This window comes from Kluyvera sichuanensis, assembly GCF_040930405.1.
Lineage (GTDB): Bacteria > Pseudomonadota > Gammaproteobacteria > Enterobacterales > Enterobacteriaceae > Kluyvera > Kluyvera sichuanensis.
This window is the reverse complement of sequence record NZ_CP162271.1, coordinates 2429422-2451732: the sequence shown is the minus strand read 5'-3', so window position 1 is coordinate 2451732 and position 22311 is coordinate 2429422. Positions and strand designations below refer to the sequence as shown.

The window sequence follows — 22311 nt, the reverse complement described above, 5'->3', positions numbered from 1 at the left end:
AAGCATTTTGTGCAAAAAAGTGTGGATGCAATCGCTTACGCTCTGTATAATGCCGCGGCAATATTTAATAACCTCCCAGGTGAGATATTGCCCATGCTACGTATCGCAAAAGAAGCCCTGACGTTTGACGACGTCCTCCTCGTTCCCGCTCATTCTACCGTTCTGCCGAACACTGCTGACCTCAGCACCCAGCTGACCAAAACAATTCGCCTGAACATTCCTATGCTCTCTGCGGCAATGGACACCGTGACTGAAGCGCGCCTGGCAATTGCCCTGGCACAGGAAGGCGGCATTGGTTTTATCCACAAAAACATGTCCATCGAGCGCCAGGCGGAAGAAGTTCGCCGCGTGAAGAAACACGAATCTGGCGTGGTTACCGACCCGCAGACCGTCCTGCCAACCACTACGCTTGCCGAAGTGAAAGAGCTGACCGAGCGTAACGGCTTTGCAGGCTATCCGGTTGTGACCGAAGACAACGAACTGGTCGGTATCATTACCGGTCGTGACGTGCGCTTCGTGACCGACCTGAGCCAGCCGGTGAGCGTCTACATGACCCCGAAAGATCGTCTGGTTACCGTTCGCGAAGGCGAATCGCGTGAAGTGGTCTTCGCTAAGATGCACGAACGCCGCGTAGAGAAAGCGCTGGTGGTTGACGATAGCTTCCACCTGCTGGGCATGATCACCGTTAAAGACTTCAAAAAAGCGGAACGTAAACCAAACGCCTGTAAAGACGAGAAAGGTCGTCTGCGCGTAGGCGCAGCGGTTGGTGCGGGTGCGGGCAACGAAGACCGCGTTGATGCGCTGGTTGCCGCGGGCGTTGACGTCCTGCTGATCGACTCCTCCCACGGCCACTCTGAAGGCGTTCTGCAGCGTATTCGTGAAACACGTGCAAAATACCCAGACCTGCAGATCATCGGCGGCAACGTTGCTACTGGTGCGGGCGCTCGTGCGCTGGCAGACGCTGGCTGCAGCGCGGTTAAAGTCGGTATCGGCCCTGGCTCCATCTGTACTACCCGTATCGTCACCGGCGTCGGTGTACCGCAGATCACCGCCGTTTCCGACGCGGTTGAAGCGCTGGAAGGTACCGGTATTCCGGTTATCGCCGACGGTGGTATCCGTTTCTCCGGCGATATCGCCAAAGCGATCGCAGCAGGCGCTGCTGCCGTGATGGTCGGCTCCATGCTGGCAGGTACCGAAGAATCCCCGGGTGAAATCGAACTCTACCAGGGCCGTTCTTACAAATCTTACCGTGGTATGGGCTCCCTGGGCGCGATGTCCAAAGGTTCTTCCGACCGTTACTTCCAGAGCGATAACGCTGCCGACAAACTGGTACCAGAAGGTATCGAAGGTCGCGTAGCCTATAAAGGTCGCCTGAAAGAGATCATTCACCAGCAGATGGGCGGCCTGCGTTCCTGTATGGGTCTGACCGGCTGTGGTACCATCGACCTGCTGCGTACGAAGGCTGAATTCGTGCGTATCAGCGGTGCGGGTATCCAGGAAAGCCACGTTCACGACGTGACCATCACCAAAGAGTCCCCGAACTACCGTATGGGCTCCTGATAAGTTTCCGCGCCCGGTTTTCACCGGGCGCTTTGTTATTGTTTCACTTGCCTCGGAATTAACGTCAAATGACAGACAATATTCATAAACATCGCATTCTCATCCTTGATTTCGGTTCCCAGTACACCCAACTGGTTGCACGTCGCGTACGTGAACTGGGCGTCTATTGTGAGCTGTGGGCATGGGATGTTACTGAAGCGCAAATCCGTGAGTTCAATCCGAGCGGTATCATCCTCTCCGGCGGCCCGGAAAGCACCACCGAAGCAAATAGCCCACGTGCGCCAGAGTACGTGTTCAACGCGGGTGTGCCGGTATTCGGCGTATGCTACGGCATGCAGACCATGGCAATGCAGCTGGGCGGCCACGTTGAAAGCTCCACCGAGCGTGAGTTCGGCTACGCTCAGGTTGAAGTACAGACCGACAGCGCGCTGATCCGCGGCATCGAAGACGCCCTGACCGCTGAAGGCAAACCACTGCTGGACGTGTGGATGAGCCACGGCGACAAAGTTACCGCCATCCCGGAAGGCTTCGTCACCGTAGCCAGCACCGAGACTTGTCCGTTCGCCATTATGGCGCACGAAGAAAAACGCTTCTACGGCGTGCAGTTCCACCCAGAAGTGACCCATACCCGTCAGGGCCTGCGTATGCTGGAGCGTTTTGTACGCGACATCTGCCAGTGTGAAGCGTTGTGGACCCCAGAGAAAATCATCGACGACGCCGTTGCCCGCATCCGCGAGCAGGTTGGCAACGATAAAGTGATCCTCGGCCTGTCCGGCGGCGTAGACTCCTCCGTTACCGCGATGTTGCTGCACCGCGCCATCGGTAAAAACCTGACCTGCGTGTTCGTTGACAACGGTCTGCTGCGTCTGAATGAAGCCCAGCAGGTGATGGACATGTTCGGTGACCACTTCGGTCTGAACATTGTTCACGTCGAAGGCGAGCAGCGCTTCCTCGACGCGCTGAAAGGCGAAAACGACCCAGAAGCCAAACGTAAGATCATCGGTCGCGTGTTCGTTGAAGTGTTCGACGAAGAAGCGCTGAAGCTGGAAGACGTGAAGTGGCTGGCGCAGGGCACTATCTATCCTGACGTTATCGAATCTGCGGCCTCCGCAACCGGTAAAGCGCACGTCATCAAATCTCACCACAACGTGGGCGGCCTGCCGAAAGAGATGAAGATGGGTCTGGTTGAACCGCTGCGTGAGCTGTTCAAAGACGAAGTGCGTAAAATTGGTCTGGAGCTGGGCCTGCCGTACGACATGCTGTTCCGTCACCCGTTCCCAGGCCCAGGCCTCGGCGTTCGCGTGCTGGGCGAAGTGAAGAAAGAGTACTGCGACCTGCTGCGTCGCGCGGACGCTATCTTCATCGAAGAGTTGCACAAAGCCGACCTGTACAACAAAGTGAGCCAGGCGTTCACCGTGTTCCTGCCGGTTCGTTCCGTTGGCGTGATGGGCGATGGCCGTAAGTACGACTGGGTTGTCTCCCTGCGTGCTGTGGAAACCATCGACTTTATGACCGCACACTGGGCGCACCTGCCGTACGATTTCCTCGGCCGCGTATCCAACCGCATCATCAACGAAGTCAACGGTATCTCCCGCGTGGTGTATGACATCAGCGGTAAGCCACCGGCTACGATTGAGTGGGAATGATGCACTGCTATTCACTAGTTCATCATATTTACTTGATTTAGCTTTTAACCCTCTGTAAATCAGAGGGTTTTTCTTTATATCACTTCAAATCTATTCACTCTGCTTCACTTTTTTGCCGGTATGTGTGACTGGTATTATCTGCCGGGCATATTCGCATACCGTCGAATCAGGGATGCCATACAGCTGAAAAGTGCCTACCGATACAAAGCTAAAAAATATTAATCCACAGGATAAACTTTATAAGGTTTCTGAACGTGACGGGTTATACGTTACCGAGTTGACGTCGGATAGCCTTTATAGATGGCTACCGCTGATGTTGGCTTGTTGGCCCTACCAGGTTTCACGACGTTCACCTGATACTGGGAAGGCTATCGGAAAATAAATGAATTTATTCAAGACAGAGAGACCGTTATCGTTGCATTTCCTGGTCAATGCTGTTTCTGAAATTTTTCTATGCATTCGGTGTCATTTCTCTGCTGACCGGTGTGATTGGGCCAATCGTTGTACTGCAAATGATACTGATAACTTTTGTAGCATACACTTTGAATACCAGAGCTGGCGGATAGTCGTCGTCATTTACACAGATTATCTGTTTGGTTGTAGTGATGGTATTGGATGGGCCTGTTATCTACATATTGCTAAATAACCACGCTCTATTATTGGAGACAACATAAGGAATCATTGGCGCATAGCTAGCCTACATTCTGACTATCGTTTAAATCTTCTTTTCTAAAAAATTAAGAAAGTTTTTAGAGCAAGCTGCATGATTTTTTCCAGATAACAATTCAATTGGTGGGTATATGCAAGCTATCGGATTCATTGTTTACATCGTCGTTGGGCTTTTTCAATTAGCTGCGATCATGGCTGGTCTTGAGTCATGGTGGGGCGTTCACTGGATAATTGCTGGCCCAGTGGCATTCATCATAAGTTATATCCCTTTAGTCGGTTCCATTGTTGGTGTCGTCGGGGCAATGGATGTTTGGCGCTGGGAGTGGTGGCAGGCTTGTCTGTTATTCTTTGGCGGGCTCGTGTTCGCAATTGCACTAGGGGGGATGTCATCATTTTTTGAATGGCTATCATTTAGAAAGAGAGCGTGACATGTCACATAGAAAGCCCATGATGCCTCAGACCACGAAAATAGGGGTTGAGCCTGCAAAAGCAGGCCACCCTATTAATACCCGCCAATTTGAGCGAATCTGTGGGCTGCGTCTCGAAGACTGGAGCGATAGCTAGCCACGTAGCCGTCTGAACATCAGGCTAGGCTCCTTCCCCGGCACATCATCAATTTCCCGTACCAGCGTCATTCCGCATTTCAGCAGCACCTTCTGCGAGGCAAGATGGTTCTTGCGCACGATGCCTACCACCTCCTCAAAATTCAGCACGTTGAACGCATAATCAATCGCTGTCAGTGAGAACTCCGTGGCCAACCCTTTACCCCAGGCCTCTGGCGCAAAGCGATACCCCAGGTTGTTTACCGTGCAGTCGGGATATTCCACGATACGCAGCCCGCCAAAACCAATCACCCGCTGCGGGTTTTCCCGCAGGCTGATGGCCCAGTTACCAAAACCATAAACGTTGAGATGCTCGAGCCAGCCCGCCAGCACCCGGCAAGAGTGTGCGAGATCCGCATGCGGGCCTGCTGGGTTAAAAGTGTTGGTCGCAGGGTCACCGTAAATGCGATAAAGATCGTCGAGATCGTCTGCTGTCGCTGGACGCAGGGTGAGATGTTCTGATTGCAGGTGCATGGGTTTATCCTTGTCGAAAAGGTTGTTCATCGTGCGTTTTTATTGTGCGACTAGCCTGGCACAGCGCAATCGACACCGCCAGCCCGGCGACGATCAGCGCCAGCGCAGCGGAGAGCATCAGGCTGCCATTGATCCCCAGACGATGATTCAGCCACGCGTAGGCAAACGGTGAGGCAGCGGCGAGCACCTGCGCCGGAATCAACAACACGCCGGTGCGGCGGGCGTACTCTTCGGCGGCGAACAGCTGAAGCGGTAGGGTCGCTTTGAAGACCGTGGTTAAGCCGTTTATCGCGCCATAGCCCAGGACAAAACCCCCGGCGGCCCAGGTGATATGCGTGCTACTCATGCCGAGGACGAAGCAAAGCGGGATGAAAAAGGTGGTGAGCAGGGTGAGTTTTATCGGCGTGAGCGCTGAACCGGAGGCAACTTCGAGAAAGCGCGCGCCGGTCTGCCCGACGCCCCAGAGCATACCGACGGCAACGGGCAGTCCGTGTGCGGCGATGAACTCCGGCAGGTGTGTTGAGGTGCCGTTGGAGATAAAGGTCACCAGCGCTATCAGCGCGGCGTACAGTAAACCAGTACGGCGATCGTGCACAGACACAGGTGCAGCACGGCGAGCAGGAACCGGCGGCAGCTTCTGGTTAGGCAAGCGCATCAGCAGCAGTGCACTCACGATCCCCAGCAGGCCATAAACCAGCAATGCTCCCCGCCAGTCGGTGACCGTCAGCAGCGCCGCACCCAGCGGCCAGAACAGCGCGGAAGCAAGGCCCCCGGCAAGCGTCACGCGGGAGATAGTCACGCGTGCGCGCTGTCCGTACAGATTAACCAGCGCGGCGAAAAGCCCGTCGTAGAGCGCTAGCCGCATACCGATGCCGGTTATCAGCCAGGCGATGTACCAACCAAAAAGCGTGTGAATTACCGACATCAGCAGGCAGCCTACGGCAATAAGCAGCGTTCCGCAGACCACCACACGCTGGCCGCCAAAATGCGCCAGCAGGCGGGCAACCCAGGGGGAGAGCAGCGCCATCATCAGCATCGCTAGCGTCAGGCCCAGGTAGATATGCGCTGATGACCATCCAGTGTCCTGCGCAATCGCGCGGGCAAAAGTGCCCGGCATATAAAACGAAATCCCCCAGTTGATCAGCTGATTGCCTCCGGCAGCGAGAGTGACGGGGAGCGATGCGGCAGGTGTTTTCATTATCTTCTCGTAGGTTATGCAGTTGCTGGCAGCATAACCTGCGCGCTATTGTGCAGGCAGAGCCCTCCCTTTATGACCCTGATAAGAGAAACTTTGAATGACAACGCTGAATCTGGGATACCTGGCAACGTTTCGTTTAGTGGTTCAGCGCGGCAGCTTTTCGGCGGCGGCGGACGTGCTGGGGATTTCACAACCCGCCGTCAGCCTGCAGGTGCGTCAGCTTGAGCAGTTTCTGCAAGCGAGGCTTATCGAACGCACCGGACGCGGGGTAAAGGCCACCGCGGCCGGCCTGGCGCTTCTGCTTCACGGTGAACGTATCGAACAAGCGGTCAGTGAGGCAGTGCAGTCGGTGAACGACTGCCAGCAGACCGTAAGCGGCACGATTACGCTTGGCACCGGCGCCACGGCCTGTATCCACCTTTTGCCGCCTTTACTACAGCACCTGCGCGAGCAGCACCCGATGCTCGCGGTGGGGGTAACGACCGGTAATACGCTGGATATCACTCGTGCAGTAGAAGAAAACCGCCTCGATTTAGGGCTGGTCACGCTACCTGCCAGCGGGCGCAGCCTCGATATCATGCCGGTTTTACGTGAAGAATTTGTCGTTATCAGCGCCGAATCACAGGGTGAACTCAACCTGGAAATGCTAAAGACGCTGCCGCTGATTGCGTTTGAAGCGGGAAGCGGAACGCGCGACCTGATTGATAGCTGGTTCCAGCAGGCTGGGCTTCAGGTGACACCGGTGATGCAACTGGGCAGCATAGAGGCGATTAAACGTATGGTGGCGGCGGGGTTGGGGTACAGCATTATTCCGCGGATGGCGGTGGAGCATCATCGTGACGCGGAAGGGCTACGGGTAGGATCGCTGGCGCCGCCTCTCTATCGTCAGTTAGGTATCGTGATGCGGCAGGATAAAATTTTGAGCAAAGGAATGACGGAAATTATCCGGCTGTTGCAGCAGCACGCTCCCCTCTAAGATAAAAGGGGAGCGCCGGGTTTAGTCGACCAACTGCAGTTGCTGCTGAGGCCGGTTGGCAACGTTCTCTACGCGGATATCCATCTGCGGGTACGGTAGGTCAATGTGATTAGCATCCATCGCCTCTTTGATGTTTTCTAGCAGATCGTAATAGGTGTTCCAGTACTCGGCGTTGCGCACCCATACGCGCACATAGAAGTTCAGCGATGACGCGCCCAGCTCACCTAAACGCACGGTGAAACCGCGCTTCAGGTCGATACGCTTATCCTGCTCGATGAGCTGGGTGATGACCCTTTTCACATCGGCAATTCGGCTCTGGTAGCCTACGCCAATCACCAAATCGATGCGGCGGAACGGGTGTCGTGAGTAGTTAATGATATTGTCGGCAATAATCTTGCCGTTGGGGATAACCACCTCTTTGCTGTCACCGGTTAGCAGTGTCGTTGAAAAGATATGTACCTTCTCAACGGTGCCGGTCATGGTGCCAATTTGCACCACTTCGCCCGCGCGGAAGGGGCGCAGGGAGACCAGCATCACGCCCGCCGCGAAGTTTGACAGCGAGCTTTGCAGCGCCAGGCCGATAGCCAGGCCTGCGGCACCAATCACGGCGATAATGGATGACGTCTCAATGCCCAAACGCCCCAGCGCGGCGACCACCGAAAACGCAAGCGTGATGTAGCGAACCAGTGCAGTAAAGAATTGCACGATGGTGATATCCACCTTGCGTTTTAGCAGCAATTTTTCCAGCCCACGGGAGAGCAGGCGGGCGATAAATTTACCAATAAATAACAGAATAATCGCCGCAACGATGTTCCAGCCAAACTGGATAACCGCATCGCTGTGACCTGACATCCACTCCAATCCACTTCTTATTTTGGGAAATAACGTAAAACCTTTCATGGTAAAAATCCTGCCGCTTTAAAATTAATGGTGGAAGATTCAATTAAATATTCAATATATATACAAAAAATTTATATATTTATAAGTAGGGTGCTTTTGGAGTTATGTATTAGCGACTATTTGCGCTTTGATCGCCGTTTTTTTAGACGAATGATTGATGCATCAAAAAATCAGCGCGGCATGTTGCGGCAGCAGAAAAGGAAAAGTTTGTGTAATTGTGCGGGAAATTATTTTTTGGCTAATAAAGTACGAATTGAAACTAATGTGGCATCATGGGGATGAAACACGACTAAATTCCTTACCGGATGGTTAAAAATCAATCTTTTAGCCATTCGGTAAGGAATCTCGGTGTCGGAAAAAAAGGGGCGTTAACGGTCGTCGGTTTGCGCGGGGGAGGTCTTTTGCGACAGGCTGCTCTGCTGGGACTCTTTTTTGTCCTGGTGGTGATGCCACGCGCCGATGGAGGAGTAGACGAAGCGTCCGAAGAAGAAGATAAAGCTGATAAGCAGTACGATACGGGTCATTCGACCATTAAATCGGTGTCGTTTTCGTAGGCTGGTAACCTGGCTCACAAAGGGGTCCTTACGTTATACCCATAGACGGGCGGTACGTACATTAAGGCACAGAGCGGGGCGTGGGTCAATTGCGATGAATGTAAAAAACCGTCAGATAAAACATTAATTAATGTTATATAAGATATTATTCGTATTCACAAGCAGGCCTTGATTACGAGGGGTAGACCAAAGAAAAGAAAATTAGTGTTTTTATGTGCGTTATTTTTTGACTCATATCAAACTTCATTCGTAAGCGATAACTAAAATCTCCACCTGACCCGCGTAATATCTTCTCTCGCGGCCTTTTTTAAGCCAGGTTGGATGCCTGTCTGAAAATACCCAGCTGGATTTGGGGTATCCTTAGAGCATCTATGAATTTCAGTAAAATATATAAGCAATATCGAGATGAGTGGTGGGGACTGCCCCTGATATTGCCTCTTCTTGTGTTACCAATAATCAAATTTGCTAATACATACACCTATATTGGCGGCGGCAAAACCTACCTTTATTACCTACCGCTGCCGTTTATGCTTTGTATGATGTTGTTCTTCAACTGGAAAGCGCTGCCTGGCCTTGTTGCAGGTATTAGCTGTTATCTTACTGACGATCTCCATTTTGTGGAAAGGGTGGGCATTGCGTTGCAGTTCCTCATTCCGACGATTGTGGCATGGGGCGGGTATCAGTTTTTTAACCAGCAACGCAAGATGATTTCACACGGCGATACGCGGCTGATGGCGCATCGGCTGTTCTGGCAGATGTTTGTCCCATCGACGGTTTTCATGCTGCTGATACAGTTTGCGCTGTATCTTGGGCTGTATCCGAGCCTGGGGGATACCGAGTGGGCCTCTCCGCTCACCCAGCGCAATCTGATTAACTACCAGTCGTTGCTGATGGGCTATCTGACCGGCGTGCCGCTATGCTATCTGATGGTGCGTTTAATCCGTAACCCCAACTATCTTCGCAGCTTCTTGTCGCAGGTGCGCCGTGATTTTGATCCTAAGGTGAAATGGCCGGAAATGCTGGCCTGGAGCACTCTGGTGATTGGCGTTTTCTCGATGCTGATGGTGCCGATGACCAAAGGCAGCACGATATTCAGCACCAACTATACGCTGTCGCTGCTGCTGCCGATTATGCTCTGGGGTTCGATGCGCTTTGGCTACCGCTTTATCTCGGTTATCTGGACGCTGATGCTGATTGTGGCCATCCACTATCACTATCACTATGTACCTAAAAGCGCAGGCTATAGCGTCCAGCTGGCGATAACCTCATCGAGTTACCTGATCTTCTCGTTTATTATTGCGTATATGGCGATGCTCTCCAGCCGCCAGCGCGCCATTCATGAACGTGTGCGCCGCATTGCCTTCATCGACCCGGTGGTCAGCCTGCCTAACATGCGCGCGCTGAGTCGGGCGGTGAACAATACGCCGTGGTCGGTACTGTGCTTTTTACGCATGCCGGATCTTGAAGTGCTGACGCGCCACTACGGCATTATGTTGCGTATCAACTACAAGCAGAATCTGGCGAAGTATCTTAGCGAAATGCTCCGCCCCGGCGAGAACGTCTACCAGCTTACTGGTAGTGACCTGGCGGTGCTGCTGCATACTGAATCCTATAAAGAGCGAGTGGAAGAGCTCTACGACCGTCTGAAGCAGTTCCGCTACTGCTGGAACGGGATGCCGCTGCAGCCGCAGATTGGCATTAGCTATTGCTATATCCATTCGCCGGTGGCCCATCTCTCGCTGATGCTGGGGGAGCTGAATACGGTGGCGGAGCTTTCGCTTGCTACGAATCGCCCGGAAAACTTACAGCGCCGCGGCGCGCAGTACCTGCAGCAAGAGCTGAAAGATAAGATCGCCATGATGGTGCGGGTGCAGCAGGCGCTGGAAAACAACCGCTTCCGACTGATGGCGCAGCCGATTGTCGGTATTCGCGGTGATGATTATCACGAAGTCCTGCTGCGTATGCTTGGTGATGATGGCGAACTTATCTCGCCGCTGTTGTTCTTACCGGTCGCCTATGAGTTTGGCATGGCCTCGCGCATCGATCTCTGGGTGCTGGAAAATACGCTGGTCTTTATGGCGAGCCGTCGGGAAAGTAATCCAGGTATGCGTCTGGCGCTTAACCTCTCGCCTTCCACGGCGAGCGGGACCGGCTTTGCGCACCAGGTGAAGGAACTGCTGGAAGAGTACGGTATTGAGGCCTGGCAGCTGGTCTTTGAGATCACCGAGAGCCACTCGCTGGTGAACGCCGAGCAGGCGCGGCGGACGCTGCGTGAGCTTCAGGAGTTGGGCTGTCGGGTGGCGATTGACGATTTTGGTACCGGCTATGCCAGCTACGCGCGTCTCAAGCATATCAGCGCCGATATTCTGAAAATCGACGGCAGTTTTATCCGCAATATTGCGACCAGCAGCCTGGATTACCAGATTGTCTCGTCTATCTGCCATCTGGCGCGCATGAAGAGGATGCGGGTGGTGGCGGAGTACGTCGAAAACGAGGAGATCCGCACGGCGGCGATTGCGCTGGGGATTGATTATCTGCAGGGGTACGGCATCGGCAAGCCAGCTCCCCTGGAGGAGCTGGCGGTAGCGGAAACGGCGACGTGTGAATCAGGCGGCGACCACTTCGTCGGGCGCACGCTCCTCAGTGATTTTTAACAGCCAGCCGGTGACGCTCTCCCAGTACTGCTGCTCTTTCTCCAGATCGAGCAGCACCAGCGCGTTCTGGGTAAACCAGTCGTGCGGGAAGCAGAGCGTCCAGTGGTTAGCCTCGGTGGTCAGCTTCAGCGTCGGAGGCGTGGTCGTCGCCTGACGCTGGTTGTTCAGCAGCACGCCAAGGCGCAGTAGCTGGATCATCGGCAGGAACTGCTTCTTCTTGAACAGCGTAAAGCGAGGCAGCTCGTCGAGCTTAATCGCCTTACGGTGGAAGCGCACCAGCGTCGACATCAGATATTGCTGCTCCTGGTTGAAGCCCGGCAAATCGCTGTTTTGCAGAATATAGGCCGAATGGCGGTGCATGCCGCTGTGGTTAATATTCAGCCCGACTTCATGCAGCATCGAAGCCCATTTCAGCAGCGCAGTCAGCTGTGGATTGCCCAGTTTCGGGTTCTGCTCCAGCCACTGATCGTACATCTGCATGGTCGTTTCCAGCACGCGCTGCGCCTGTTCACGGTCAATGTTGTACTGGTTTGCCAGACTTTGCGCGGTGCGGCTGCGCACGTCCTGGTGGCGGAAACGGCCTTCCATTTCATACAGCACGCCTTCACGCAGCGCGCCGTCGGAAAGACGAAGCTCTTTAATCGCCAACGCATCGAATACGCCGCAGAGAATAGCCAGCCCCGGCACGAACACGCCTTTACGCTCTTCCGACAGGCCCGGCAGGCTCAGACTATTGAAGTTTTTATACTTCAGCACCTCTTCTACCAGCATCTCGAGACGTTCAGGGGTGATAAAACCGTCCTTTTCGCCCATCTCAACCAGCACTTCGTGGGCCGCTTTGATGGTGCCCGACGCGCCCATGGCAAAATTCCAGCCCTGAATGCGGTACTGCCACGCCAGCGTTTCCAGCTTCTGCACTGCCGCCAGGCGTGCGCGCTGGAAGTTTTCGCGGTTGATGGTGCCGGCGAGGAAGAATTGCTGGGCAAAGCTAACGCAGCCCATACGACGGCTTTCGACCAGCTTCGGCTCGAAGTCTTCGCCAATCACCAGCTCGGTGGAGCCGCCGCCGATATCAATCACCAGCTTGCGGCCTTTTTCAGGCTGAGTGTGCTCTACGCCCATAAAAATCAGACGGGCTTCTTCGTTCCCGGAGATGATTTCAATAGGGTAAGGGATCACCTTTTCCGCTCGCGTCAGAAACTCGGTGGCGTTCGCTGCCTGACGCAGCGTATGGGTACCGACGATACAGACGCTGGACGGAGCGAAGCCCTGCAGGCGTTCGGCAAACAGCGACAGGCAGCTAAGACCGCGCTCCATTGCCTCTTCGCTCAGCATATTGTTTTCATCCAGCCCGTCGGCCAGATGAACACGTTGCTTCAGACGGCCAATAATCTGCATCGCGCCGTCGACGACGCGCGCGATAACCATATGGAAACTGTTCGAACCAAGATCAACCGCCGCAAACTCCTGCGGCCGGGGTGCTTTGCTTTTTATTGGCATAGGTTAGTCAGGTTGTTCAAGTGATTTGAGGTAATCGTAAATCGCCTGCTGCGCGCGGACCTTGCGTCGGTTGCCGCGTGGCACATAGCGATTACTCAGTTCTTTATCAATAAAGCGGGCTTTCACCGTGTCGCTGAACAGAATATCGATAATATCGAGGATCCGCTGTTTAAGGCGCGGGTCGAGCAGCGGGGTCGCCACTTCGATACGGTAGTCGATATTTCGGGTCATCCAGTCAGCGGAGGAGAGATAAACGCGTTTATCGCCGCCGTTCTCAAAAATATAGATGCGATCGTGCTCAAGGAAACGGTCAACGATGCTGATCACACGAATATTATCGCTGATCCCTTCTAATTCTGGAATCAGAGAACACATGCCGCGGATCAGAAGATTGACCTGCACGCCGGAACTGGAGGCCGCGTAGAGACGATCGACCAGCCCTTTATCCACCAGGTTGTTGAGTTTGAGGGTAATTCCTGCGGCCTGGCCGTTTTGCGCGTTGGCGATTTCACGGTCGATCATCTCGTAGAGCAGACGACGAGAGTTCTGCGGCGAGACCAGCAGATAGTCGAAGTTCACCGGACGATACGGGTTCTCGATAAAGTTAAACACCCGGCGTACTTCGTTGGTGATGCGTGCATCGGCGGTCAGCAGCGAGTAGTCGGTGTAGATACGTGCCGTTTTCTCGTTAAAGTTACCGGTGCCGATGTGCGCATAGCGCACCACGTCATCGCCTTCTTTACGCGACACCAGGAACAGCTTGGCGTGAATTTTCAGTCCCGGCGCGGAGAAGATCACGTGAACGCCCGCTTCGGTCAGGCGTTTCGCCCAATGGATGTTGGCCTCTTCGTCGAAGCGTGCCTGCAGCTCAACGACCACGGTGACTTTTTTGCCGTTGTGGGCGGCGTGGATCATCGCATCAATGATGCGCGAGTCTTTCGCCACGCGGTAGATGTTGATCTTAATCGCCAGTACGCTCGGGTCGAACGAGGCCTGACGCAGCAGCTCCAGCACGTGCTCAAAGGTGTGGTACGGGTAGTAGAGCAGCACGTCGCGTTCGCGAATAGCATCGAAGCCGTTGCGGAACTTATCGAACCATAGATGGCGCAGGCGCGGCATTGGCTTGTTGACCAGGTTGGCTTTGCCGACGTTCGGGAAGCCAATAAAGTCTTTAAAGTTGTGGTAGCGACCACCCGGCACGATGGAATCATAGCGGGAAATGGTCAGCTTTTTACGCAGCATTTCTACCATCGCATCCGGCATATCACGCTGGTACACAAAACGCACCGGCTCGGCGGTCAGACGCTGCTTCAGGCTCGAGGACATCAGCTCCATCAGGCTCGATTCCATTTCGTGCACCAGATCGTACTCGGCATCACGGGTCATTTTCATGGAGTAGGCGTTGAGGGCGTCGTAGTCGAAGAAGCCTTTGAAGATATCATCCAGGCAGTAGCGCAGAATGTTATCCAGCAGGATCATTGGCTTGCGGCGGCGCGGCGTCTCTGGCGGCAGGTTGACGAAGCGCGGCACTTTATCTGACGGGATCTCCAGCAGCGCATAGTTGATCTCGTCGCCGCGGATAATTTCGACCGCCAGGTAGGTGTAATCGTCTTTCAGGAACTGGACCAGATCGGTCTCCCGATTCAGCAGGATCGGGGTGATGTGCTGGCGCAGATGCTGTTTAAAGTAGTGACGCAGCCAGCCCTGTTGGTTGACGGAAAGCTGGCGTTCGTTAATCAGGAAGATTTGGTTACGGGCCATCTCCAGCAAGAGTTCGTTGTAGAGGCCATCGAACTCTTGATCGGCTTTCAGCACCCGAGCCTGAATACGGCTCAGCAGGTGACGAGAATGCGTGGTGACGCCCTGTTCTTCGCTAATGATGATGCGGCGCTTTAGCTCCGCAAAGCGGACCTTGTAGAATTCGTCGAGGTTGTTGGAGTAGATCCCCAGGAAACGCATACGTTCAATAAGCGGGTTACTTTTGTCAGCCGCTTCCTGGAGGACGCGCTCGTTGAATGACAACCAGCTCAGTTCTTTTTCGATGTACAGTTTTTCCTGACCCATTACTACTCACACTCCGGTTTATTCACGGGACGCGGCAACGTCGTCTACTGATTATATTGCTAGCTTTGCCGGGCTATGTCCAACTGTGTCATCTTAGTATGACAGTTATCCTGATTTGCATAAAAAAGAGGGCCATAAGGCCCTCTTAGTCAGGTAGCCCGGCCGAACGAAGTAACGCCGGGGAGTTGCCCTGGAGTCGGCGTTGACACGCTTCGTCCGGGCTACTGGATTTATTCTGCTGCATAGCCTTCCGGCGGCAGCTTAATGTCGTCAAGCCAGGCGTGATTATCCTGCATCTTCAGACGGCCATTAAGGAACCAGCTCACCACCAGAGGATAGATAGCGTGTTCCTGCGCCTGAACGCGTGAGGTGATTTCCGCTTCGTCGTCACCGGCGAAAACCGGCACCTTAGCCTGCAAAATCACCGGCCCGCCGTCCAGCTCTTCGGTCACGAAATGCACCGAGGTGCCGTGTTCCGTATCGCCGTTATCCAGCGCCTGACGATGGGTGTTCAGGCCAGGATATTTTGGCAGCAGGGAAGGGTGGATGTTGAGCAGCTTGCCCTGATAGTGCTGAACAAACTCAGCGCTCAGAATGCGCATGTAGCCTGCCAGCACCACGACATCGGGCGCATAGGCGTCAATTTCATGCATCAGCTCGCGGTCAAAGGCTTCGCGGCTGGCAAATTGGCTGGCAGCCAGCGCGTGCTGGGGAATACCGGCCTCACGCGCCCGCTCAAGGCCGAACGCGTCGGCCTTGTTGCTAAATACCGCCCTGATGGTGCCTGGAATCCTTTTCTGCTCACAGGCATCGATAATCGCCTGTAAGTTGCTGCCGCTGCCGGAAATCAGCACCACGATATTTTTCATTTATTCGATGACCACACGCTGTTCGGAATCAGAGGCTTTGATATAGCCGATTTTCCACGCGTTTTCACCTTTTTCGTTCATCAGCGCAATCGCTTTGTCAGCCTGATCGGCCGCCAGCGCAATAACCATGCCCACGCCGCAGTTAAAGGTGCGGTACATTTCATGCTGGCTCACGTTACCGGCATCCTGCAGCCAGTTGAATACCGCCGGCCACTGCCAGGAGGATTCATCGATAACGGCCTGGGTGTTGTCCGGCAGAACGCGCGGGATGTTTTCCCAGAAGCCGCCGCCGGTCAGGTGGGCGATAGCGTGAACGTCGACGCTGGCAATCAGTTCCAGAATGGACTTCACGTAGATGCGGGTCGGTGCCAGCAGGTGGTCGGCCAGGGTTTTGCCTTCCAGCTGAGTGGTATCCGGGTTGCAGCCGCTCACTTCAATAACTTTGCGCACCAGCGAGTAGCCGTTGGAGTGCGGGCCGCTGGAACCGAGGGCAATCAGCACGTCGCCGTCGGTCACTTTGCTGCCGTCGATGATTTCTGACTTCTCGACCACACCCACACAGAAACCGGCGACGTCGTAATCTTCACCGTGGTACATGCCCGGCATTTCGGCGGTTTCGCCGCCAACCAGCGCGCAGCCAGACTGCAGGCAGCCTTCGGCGATGCCGCTGATAACGCTTGCTGCGGTATCGACGTCCAGCTTACCGGTCGCATAGTAGTCGAGGAAGAACAGCGGCTCGGCGCCTTGTACCACCAGGTCGTTCACGCACATGGCCACCAGATCGATGCCGATAGTGTCGTGACGTTTTAAATCCATCGCTAAACGCAATTTGGTGCCAACGCCGTCAGTGCCGGAAACCAGCACCGGTTCGCGATATTTTTGCGGCAGCGCGCACAGTGCGCCAAAACCGCCTAATCCACCCATCACTTCCGGACGGCGAGTTTTCTTCACCACCCCTTTGATACGGTCAACCAGAGCGTTTCCTGCGTCAATATCAACACCGGCATCTTTATAGCTGAGAGAGGTTTTGTCGGTCACTGCTAAGTCTCCACGCGTTTGCGATAGCAAGAAAAATCGGCGCAATTCTATCAGTCCAGGCAAACGTTTGCGAGCCTATTCTGATCCCAATTTTTACCTCCTGGTTTTTCCATTGTTTCCATCTATATATCGGTCAAATATGATACTGCTCACGAAAATGAAACCGGGTACACCCTTGTCCTTGCATCCACTGAGCACAATCCACATCATATCAATGAAACCGGTTTCTGTTTTTGTTTCAGCGAAGCCAATCACCGATGTAAAAACGGCTACAAGGGATGAATGGAATGAAGATTGCTGCCTTTGATATTGGGGGTACGGCGTTAAAGATGGGCGTTGTTGCCACAAGCGGTGAACTGCTCGATAAGGGAAAAGAGCCAATCAGCAACAGCGATGGTGACCAGATTCTGGCGGCGATTGAGCGCTGGATTACGGCCCACCCAGAGTGCACCGGGATTGCCATCAGCGCACCGGGCTACGTTAACCCGCATACCGGCTTTATCGAAATGGGCGGCGCCATTCGTCGGTTCGACAACTTTGCCATTAAAGCGTGGCTGGAAGAACGTACCGGCCTTCCGGTGGCGATTGAGAACGACGCGAATTGCGTGCTGCTGGCCGAACGCTGGCAGGGCAAAGCTCGCGATATGGCCAACTGCCTGGTGATGACCATCGGCACCGGCATCGGCGGCGCTATCTTCTGCAACAACCAACTGGTGCACGGCGCCCGTTTTCGCGCCGGTGAGTTTGGCTATATGCAAACCATGCGTCCCGGTTCACGCGACGTCCGTCGCTACTCCATGAATGAAAACTGCACCCTGCGCGTACTGCGCCATCGCTACGCGCAGCATATCGGCAAAGCGTTGGAAGAGGTGACGGGCGAGGAAATTTTTGACCGCTTTGACGCGGGTGACGCCATCTGTCAGCGACTGGTATCAGAGTTTCTCAACGATATCGGCACCGGCCTTTACAACCTGGTAAACCTGTTTGACCCGCAGACTATTTTTATCGGCGGTGGCATTGTCGAGCGCCCTGGTTTTCTGGCGCTGATGCGCGAGCATCTGGCCTGGTTCGGCATTGCCGACTATATCGATACCGTTAGCCACGGCAACGACGCCGGGCTTATCGGCGCGGTTTACCATTTCAATCAGCACTATTCGCAGCGACAACTTACTGTTTAACGAGGGAAAGATATGTCTGGATTTAAAGCTGGGTTTCTCTGGGGCGGCGCGGTAGCCGCACACCAACTTGAAGGCGGTTGGCAGGAAGGCGGGAAGGGCGTGAGCGTGGCGGATGTGATGACCGCCGGGGCGCATGGCGTGCCGCGCGAAATTACCAACGGCGTACTGCCAGGAAAAAACTATCCGAACCACGAAGCCATCGACTTCTATCATCGCTATAAAGACGATCTGAAACTGTTCGCAGAGATGGGCTACAAATGCTTCCGTACCTCTATTGCCTGGACGCGTATTTTCCCGAACGGCGATGAGCTGACCCCGAACGAAGCGGGCCTGCAATTCTATGATGATTTGTTCGACGAGTGTCTCAAGCTTGGCATTGAGCCGGTGATTACCTTGTCGCACTTCGAGATGCCATACCATCTGGTCACCGAATACGGCGGCTGGCGCAACCGTAAACTGATTGAATTCTTTGTCCGCTTCGCCAAAGTAGTATTTACCCGTTACCAGCACAAAGTGAAGTACTGGATGACGTTCAACGAAATCAATAACCAGGCAAACTTCCACGAAGATTTTGCACCGTTTACCAACTCGGGGCTGAAGTACCAGCCGGGTGAAGACCGCGAACCGGTGATGTATCAGGCTGCGCACTATGAGCTGGTGGCGAGCGCGCTGGCCGTAAAAGCCGCGCGTGAGATTAACCCAGCGCTGCAGGTTGGCTGCATGATTGCCATGTGCCCAATCTACCCGCTGAGCTGTGCGCCAAACGATATGATGATGGCGATGAACGCCATGCACCGTCGCTACTGGTTCACCGACGTGCACGTGCGCGGCAAGTACCCGCAGCATCTGCTGAACTACTTCGAGCGTCGCGGTTTTGAGCTGGATATTACCGACGAAGACCGTCAGGCGCTGACCCAGGGCTGCGTCGATTACATCGGCTTTAGCTACTATATGTCGTTTGCCACCAAGGCCACCGACGATAACCCGCAGCTCGACTACGACGAAACCACCAGCCTGGTCTCCAACCCATATGTACAAAAGTCCGACTGGGGCTGGCAGATTGACCCGGTGGGCCTGCGCTATTCGCTGAACTGGTTCTATGACCACTATCAGCTGCCGCTGTTTATCGTGGAGAACGGTTTCGGGGCGATTGACGTGCTGGAAAGCGACGGCACGGTGAACGACCAGTACCGTATCGACTATCTCTCAGCGCATATTGCCGAAATGAAAAAAGCGGTTGTGGAAGACGGTGTGGATCTGATGGGCTACACCCCGTGGGGCTGTATCGACCTGGTTTCCGCTGGCACCGGCGAAATGAAGAAACGCTACGGCTTTATTTATGTCGATAAAGACAACGAAGGTAACGGTACGCTGGCGCGCAGCCGTAAAAAATCTTTTGCCTGGTATCAGAAGGTGATTGCGACCAACGGCGAAGAGCTCTAACCCGCTGAATACGTAAAATAAAACCCCGCGAGTCGGGGTTTATTTTTATCCTGTCTTATACTCTCTGGGGACCCATTCACCGCTTTGCTTGATCCTGGTCAATCATCACAGGTATGGCGCAATCGTAAAAAAGCGGTATAATCCCGCGATTTTTTTTGTGGCTGCCCCATCTAAAGGAGAAAGAGAATGAAGATTGTGGAAGTTAAACACCCACTCGTCAAACACAAGCTGGGCCTGATGCGCGAGAACGACATCAGCACCAAACGCTTCCGTGAACTCGCCTCCGAAGTCGGCAGCCTGCTGACTTATGAAGCTACCGCCGGTCTGGAAACCGAAAAAGTGACTATCGAAGGCTGGAACGGCCCGGTAGAAATCGACCAGATCAAAGGTAAGAAAATTACCGTTGTGCCAATCCTGCGTGCAGGCCTGGGCATGATGGACGGCGTACTGGAAAACGTACCAAGCGCGCGTATCAGCGTTGTCGGTATGTACCGTGACGAAGAGACGCTGGAGCCGGTACCTTACTTCCAGAAGCTGGTCTCCAACATCGATGAGCGTATGGCGCTGATCGTTGACCCAATGCTGGCTACCGGCGGTTCCGTTATCGCCACCATCGACCTGCTGAAAAAAGCGGGCTGCTCCAGCATTAAGGTGCTGGTGCTGGTTGCTGCGCCGGAAGGTATTGCCGCGCTGGAAAAAGCGCACCCGGACATCGAACTGTACACCGCGTCGATTGACCAGGGCCTGAACGAGCACGGATACATTATTCCGGGCCTCGGCGATGCCGGCGATAAGATTTTTGGTACCAAGTAAACGAAAAAATAAAAAGAGCCGACTTTTAGAGTCGGCTTTTTTTTGAATAAAAAAACCGAAGCTAATAACACCCTCGAGGAAAACATCATGACACGCCGTGCCATTGGGGTAAGTGAAAGACCGCCGCTTTTACAGACCATCCCGCTTAGCTTGCAGCATTTATTCGCCATGTTTGGCGCAACCGTGCTGGTGCCAGTCCTGTTTCACATCAACCCGGCCACCGTTCTGCTGTTCAACGGTCTTGGGACGCTGCTGTACCTCTTCATCTGTAAAGGCAAAATCCCGGCCTATCTGGGCTCCAGCTTTGCCTTTATCTCTCCGGTACTGCTGCTGCTGCCGTTAGGCTACGAAGTGGCGCTGGGCGGCTTTATTATGTGCGGCGTACTGTTCTGCCTGGTCTCCTTCATTGTGAAGAAAGCGGGGACCGGCTGGCTTGACGTGATGTTCCCTCCTGCGGCGATGGGCGCAATCGTTGCCGTTATCGGTCTGGAACTGGCGGGCGTGGCGGCGAACATGGCGGGCCTGCTGCCGCCGGACGGTCAGTCTGCGGATACCAAAACCATTATTATTTCGCTGGTAACCCTGGGCGTCACCGTGTTTGGCTCGGTGCTGTTCCGCGGCTTCCTGGCGATTATCCCGATTCTTATCGGCGTGCTGGTGGGCTACGCGCTCTCCTTCGTGATGGGCGTTGTGGACACTTCGCCGATTGCGAATGCGCACTGGTTCGCGCTGCCAACCTTCTATACGCCGCGCTTTGAGTGGTTTGCTATCTTCACTATCCTGCCAGCGGCGCTGGTGGTGATTGCCGAGCACGTAGGCCACCTGGTGGTGACGGCGAACATCGTCAAGAAAGACCTGATTCGCGATCCGGGTCTGCACCGTTCTATGTTTGCCAACGGCCTTTCCACCGTGATCTCCGGTTTCTTTGGCTCCACGCCGAACACTACCTACGGTGAAAACATCGGCGTGATGGCGATTACCCGCGTGTACAGCACCTGGGTTATCGGCGGCGCGGCAATCATTGCGATTCTGCTCTCCTGCGTTGGTAAGCTGGCGGCGGCGATTCAGATTATCCCACTGCCGGTCATGGGCGGCGTTTCTCTGCTGCTGTACGGCGTAATCGGTGCCTCCGGTATCCGCGTGCTGATCGAATCCAAAGTGGATTACAGCAAAGCGCAGAACCTGATCCTGACCTCCGTCATCCTGATCATCGGCGTCAGCGGCGCGAAAGTGCACATCGGCGCGGCTGAGCTGAAAGGCATGGCGCTGGCGACGATCGTGGGTATCTGTCTGAGCCTGGTCTTCAAGCTGATCAGCGTCCTGCGTCCGGAAGAAGTGGTGCTGGACGCGGACGAGAGTGAAACCTCTAAGTCGTGATCCTCAAGCCGGGCGGATCGCCGCCCGGTTCTCTCCCCGCTATTTTCTGTGGTAAACTCTTCTCGTTTTTTCGTAAGCCCATGTTGAGGTCTCTCTGAACGCACCGGCACAGCTCTCTTTGCCACTTTATCTTCCTGATGATGAAACCTTTGCGAGTTTCTTCCCAGGTGATAACCCTTCTTTACTTGCTGCACTGCAAAACGTGCTGCGGCAGGAGCATAGCGGATACATCTATATCTGGGCACGTGAAGGTGCCGGACGCAGCCATTTGCTGCATGCAGCCTGCGCCGAACTCTCGCAGCGCGGCGATGCCGTGGGCTACGTTCCGCTGGATAAACGCACCTGGTTTGTTCCGGAAGTGCTGGAAGGGATGGAGCAGCTTTCGCTGGTGTGCATCGATAATATCGAGTGCGTAGCGGGAGACGAACTGTGGGAGATGGCGATTTTTAATCTCTACAACCGGATCCTCGAGTCGGGCAACACCCGCCTGCTGATCACCGGCGATCGCCCACCGCGTCAGCTGAATCTCGGCTTGCCGGATCTCGCTTCTCGCCTCGACTGGGGGCAAATCTACAAGCTGCAGCCGCTCTCCGACGAAGATAAATTACAGGCATTGCAGCTGCGTGCTCGCCTGCGCGGCTTTGAAATGCCGGACGATGTGTGCCGCTTTATGCTCAAACGGCTGGATCGCGAAATGCGCACGCTGTTCCAGACGCTGGATCAGCTCGATCACGCCTCTATCACCGCCCAGCGCAAGCTGACCATTCCGTTTGTGAAAGAGATTCTGAAGCTGTAG

General features: G+C 54.5%; 17 protein-coding genes and 1 pseudogene. 10 read left to right on the top strand and 8 right to left on the bottom strand.

Annotation, left to right across the window (positions count from 1 at the left end; genetic code table 11):
- The first annotated feature begins 93 nt into the window (after positions 1-93).
- The 3 genes from guaB to AB2B48_RS11990 all read left to right on the top strand — a co-directional run bounded on the left by guaB (position 94) and on the right by AB2B48_RS11990 (position 4303).
- On the top strand, positions 94-1560 hold the full coding sequence (gene guaB, locus AB2B48_RS12000; protein ID WP_185668910.1) for an IMP dehydrogenase: 1467 nt from the start codon (positions 94-96) through the stop codon (positions 1558-1560).
- Positions 1561-1628: 68 nt separating this feature from the next.
- Positions 1629-3206 (top strand): glutamine-hydrolyzing GMP synthase, encoded by a 1578-nt coding sequence (guaA, locus tag AB2B48_RS11995; RefSeq protein ID WP_333499552.1) that lies wholly within the window; start codon positions 1629-1631, stop codon positions 3204-3206.
- 800 nt (positions 3207-4006) lie between these two features.
- Positions 4007-4303 (top strand): hypothetical protein, encoded by a 297-nt coding sequence (locus AB2B48_RS11990; protein WP_368301862.1) that lies wholly within the window; start codon positions 4007-4009, stop codon positions 4301-4303.
- A gap of 132 nt (positions 4304-4435) precedes the next feature.
- On the opposite strand, the gene AB2B48_RS11985 is transcribed toward AB2B48_RS11990, so the two are convergent.
- Complete coding sequence (locus AB2B48_RS11985; RefSeq protein ID WP_185668915.1) at positions 4436-4951, bottom strand: GNAT family N-acetyltransferase; 516 nt, start codon at positions 4949-4951, stop codon at positions 4436-4438.
- 4 nt (positions 4952-4955) lie between these two features.
- Positions 4956-6149: an MFS transporter gene (locus AB2B48_RS11980; RefSeq protein WP_368301861.1), complete on the bottom strand. Its 1194-nt coding sequence runs from the start codon at positions 6147-6149 to the stop codon at positions 4956-4958.
- Positions 6150-6221: 72 nt separating this feature from the next.
- Here AB2B48_RS11980 and AB2B48_RS11975 point away from each other — a divergent pair.
- Positions 6222-7125: pseudogene (locus tag AB2B48_RS11975) on the top strand (LysR family transcriptional regulator).
- A gap of 21 nt (positions 7126-7146) precedes the next feature.
- On the opposite strand, the gene mscS reads toward AB2B48_RS11975, so the two are convergent.
- Entirely contained in the window at positions 7147-8025 is an 879-nt protein-coding gene (mscS, locus tag AB2B48_RS11970; RefSeq protein ID WP_368301860.1) for a small-conductance mechanosensitive channel MscS, read from the bottom strand.
- A 368-nt stretch (positions 8026-8393) separates the two neighbouring features.
- Entirely contained in the window at positions 8394-8597 is a 204-nt protein-coding gene (locus AB2B48_RS11965) for a YfgG family protein (RefSeq protein WP_185668919.1), read from the bottom strand.
- Positions 8598-8950: 353 nt separating this feature from the next.
- Here AB2B48_RS11965 and AB2B48_RS11960 point away from each other — a divergent pair, with 353 nt between their 5' ends.
- Complete coding sequence (locus tag AB2B48_RS11960; protein ID WP_368301859.1) at positions 8951-11233, top strand: EAL domain-containing protein; 2283 nt, start codon at positions 8951-8953, stop codon at positions 11231-11233.
- On the opposite strand, the gene ppx is transcribed toward AB2B48_RS11960, so the two are convergent.
- From ppx to purM, 4 genes are all read right to left on the bottom strand, one after another.
- The gene (gene ppx / locus AB2B48_RS11955) at positions 11186-12733 is read right to left on the bottom strand and encodes an exopolyphosphatase (RefSeq protein WP_185668921.1); all 1548 of its coding nucleotides are present in this window, start codon (positions 12731-12733) and stop codon (positions 11186-11188) included. The two genes, AB2B48_RS11960 and ppx, sit on opposite strands and share 48 nt — an antisense overlap.
- Positions 12734-12736: 3 nt before the next feature.
- Positions 12737-14797 (bottom strand): polyphosphate kinase 1, encoded by a 2061-nt coding sequence (gene ppk1 / locus AB2B48_RS11950; protein ID WP_185668922.1) that lies wholly within the window; start codon positions 14795-14797, stop codon positions 12737-12739.
- A 230-nt stretch (positions 14798-15027) separates the two neighbouring features.
- Positions 15028-15666, bottom strand: a complete 639-nt coding sequence (gene purN / locus AB2B48_RS11945; protein ID WP_220438277.1) for a phosphoribosylglycinamide formyltransferase — start codon at positions 15664-15666, stop codon at positions 15028-15030.
- On the bottom strand, positions 15667-16704 hold the full coding sequence (gene purM, locus AB2B48_RS11940; protein ID WP_185668924.1) for a phosphoribosylformylglycinamidine cyclo-ligase: 1038 nt from the start codon (positions 16702-16704) through the stop codon (positions 15667-15669).
- A gap of 287 nt (positions 16705-16991) precedes the next feature.
- On the opposite strand from purM, the gene bglK reads away from it, so the two are divergent.
- From bglK to AB2B48_RS11915, 5 genes are all read left to right on the top strand, one after another.
- Entirely contained in the window at positions 16992-17882 is an 891-nt protein-coding gene (gene bglK / locus AB2B48_RS11935) for a beta-glucoside kinase BglK (RefSeq protein WP_368301858.1), read from the top strand.
- Between the two features lie 12 nt (positions 17883-17894).
- Positions 17895-19325 (top strand): 6-phospho-beta-glucosidase, encoded by a 1431-nt coding sequence (locus AB2B48_RS11930; RefSeq protein WP_220438275.1) that lies wholly within the window; start codon positions 17895-17897, stop codon positions 19323-19325.
- 186 nt (positions 19326-19511) lie between these two features.
- Complete coding sequence (gene upp, locus AB2B48_RS11925) at positions 19512-20138, top strand: uracil phosphoribosyltransferase (protein ID WP_035891452.1); 627 nt, start codon at positions 19512-19514, stop codon at positions 20136-20138.
- 87 nt (positions 20139-20225) lie between these two features.
- Positions 20226-21515, top strand: coding sequence for a uracil permease (uraA, locus tag AB2B48_RS11920; protein WP_333013077.1), 1290 nt, complete (start codon positions 20226-20228; stop codon positions 21513-21515).
- Positions 21516-21609: 94 nt separating this feature from the next.
- The gene (locus tag AB2B48_RS11915; RefSeq protein WP_185668937.1) at positions 21610-22311 is read left to right on the top strand and encodes a DnaA inactivator Hda; all 702 of its coding nucleotides are present in this window, start codon (positions 21610-21612) and stop codon (positions 22309-22311) included.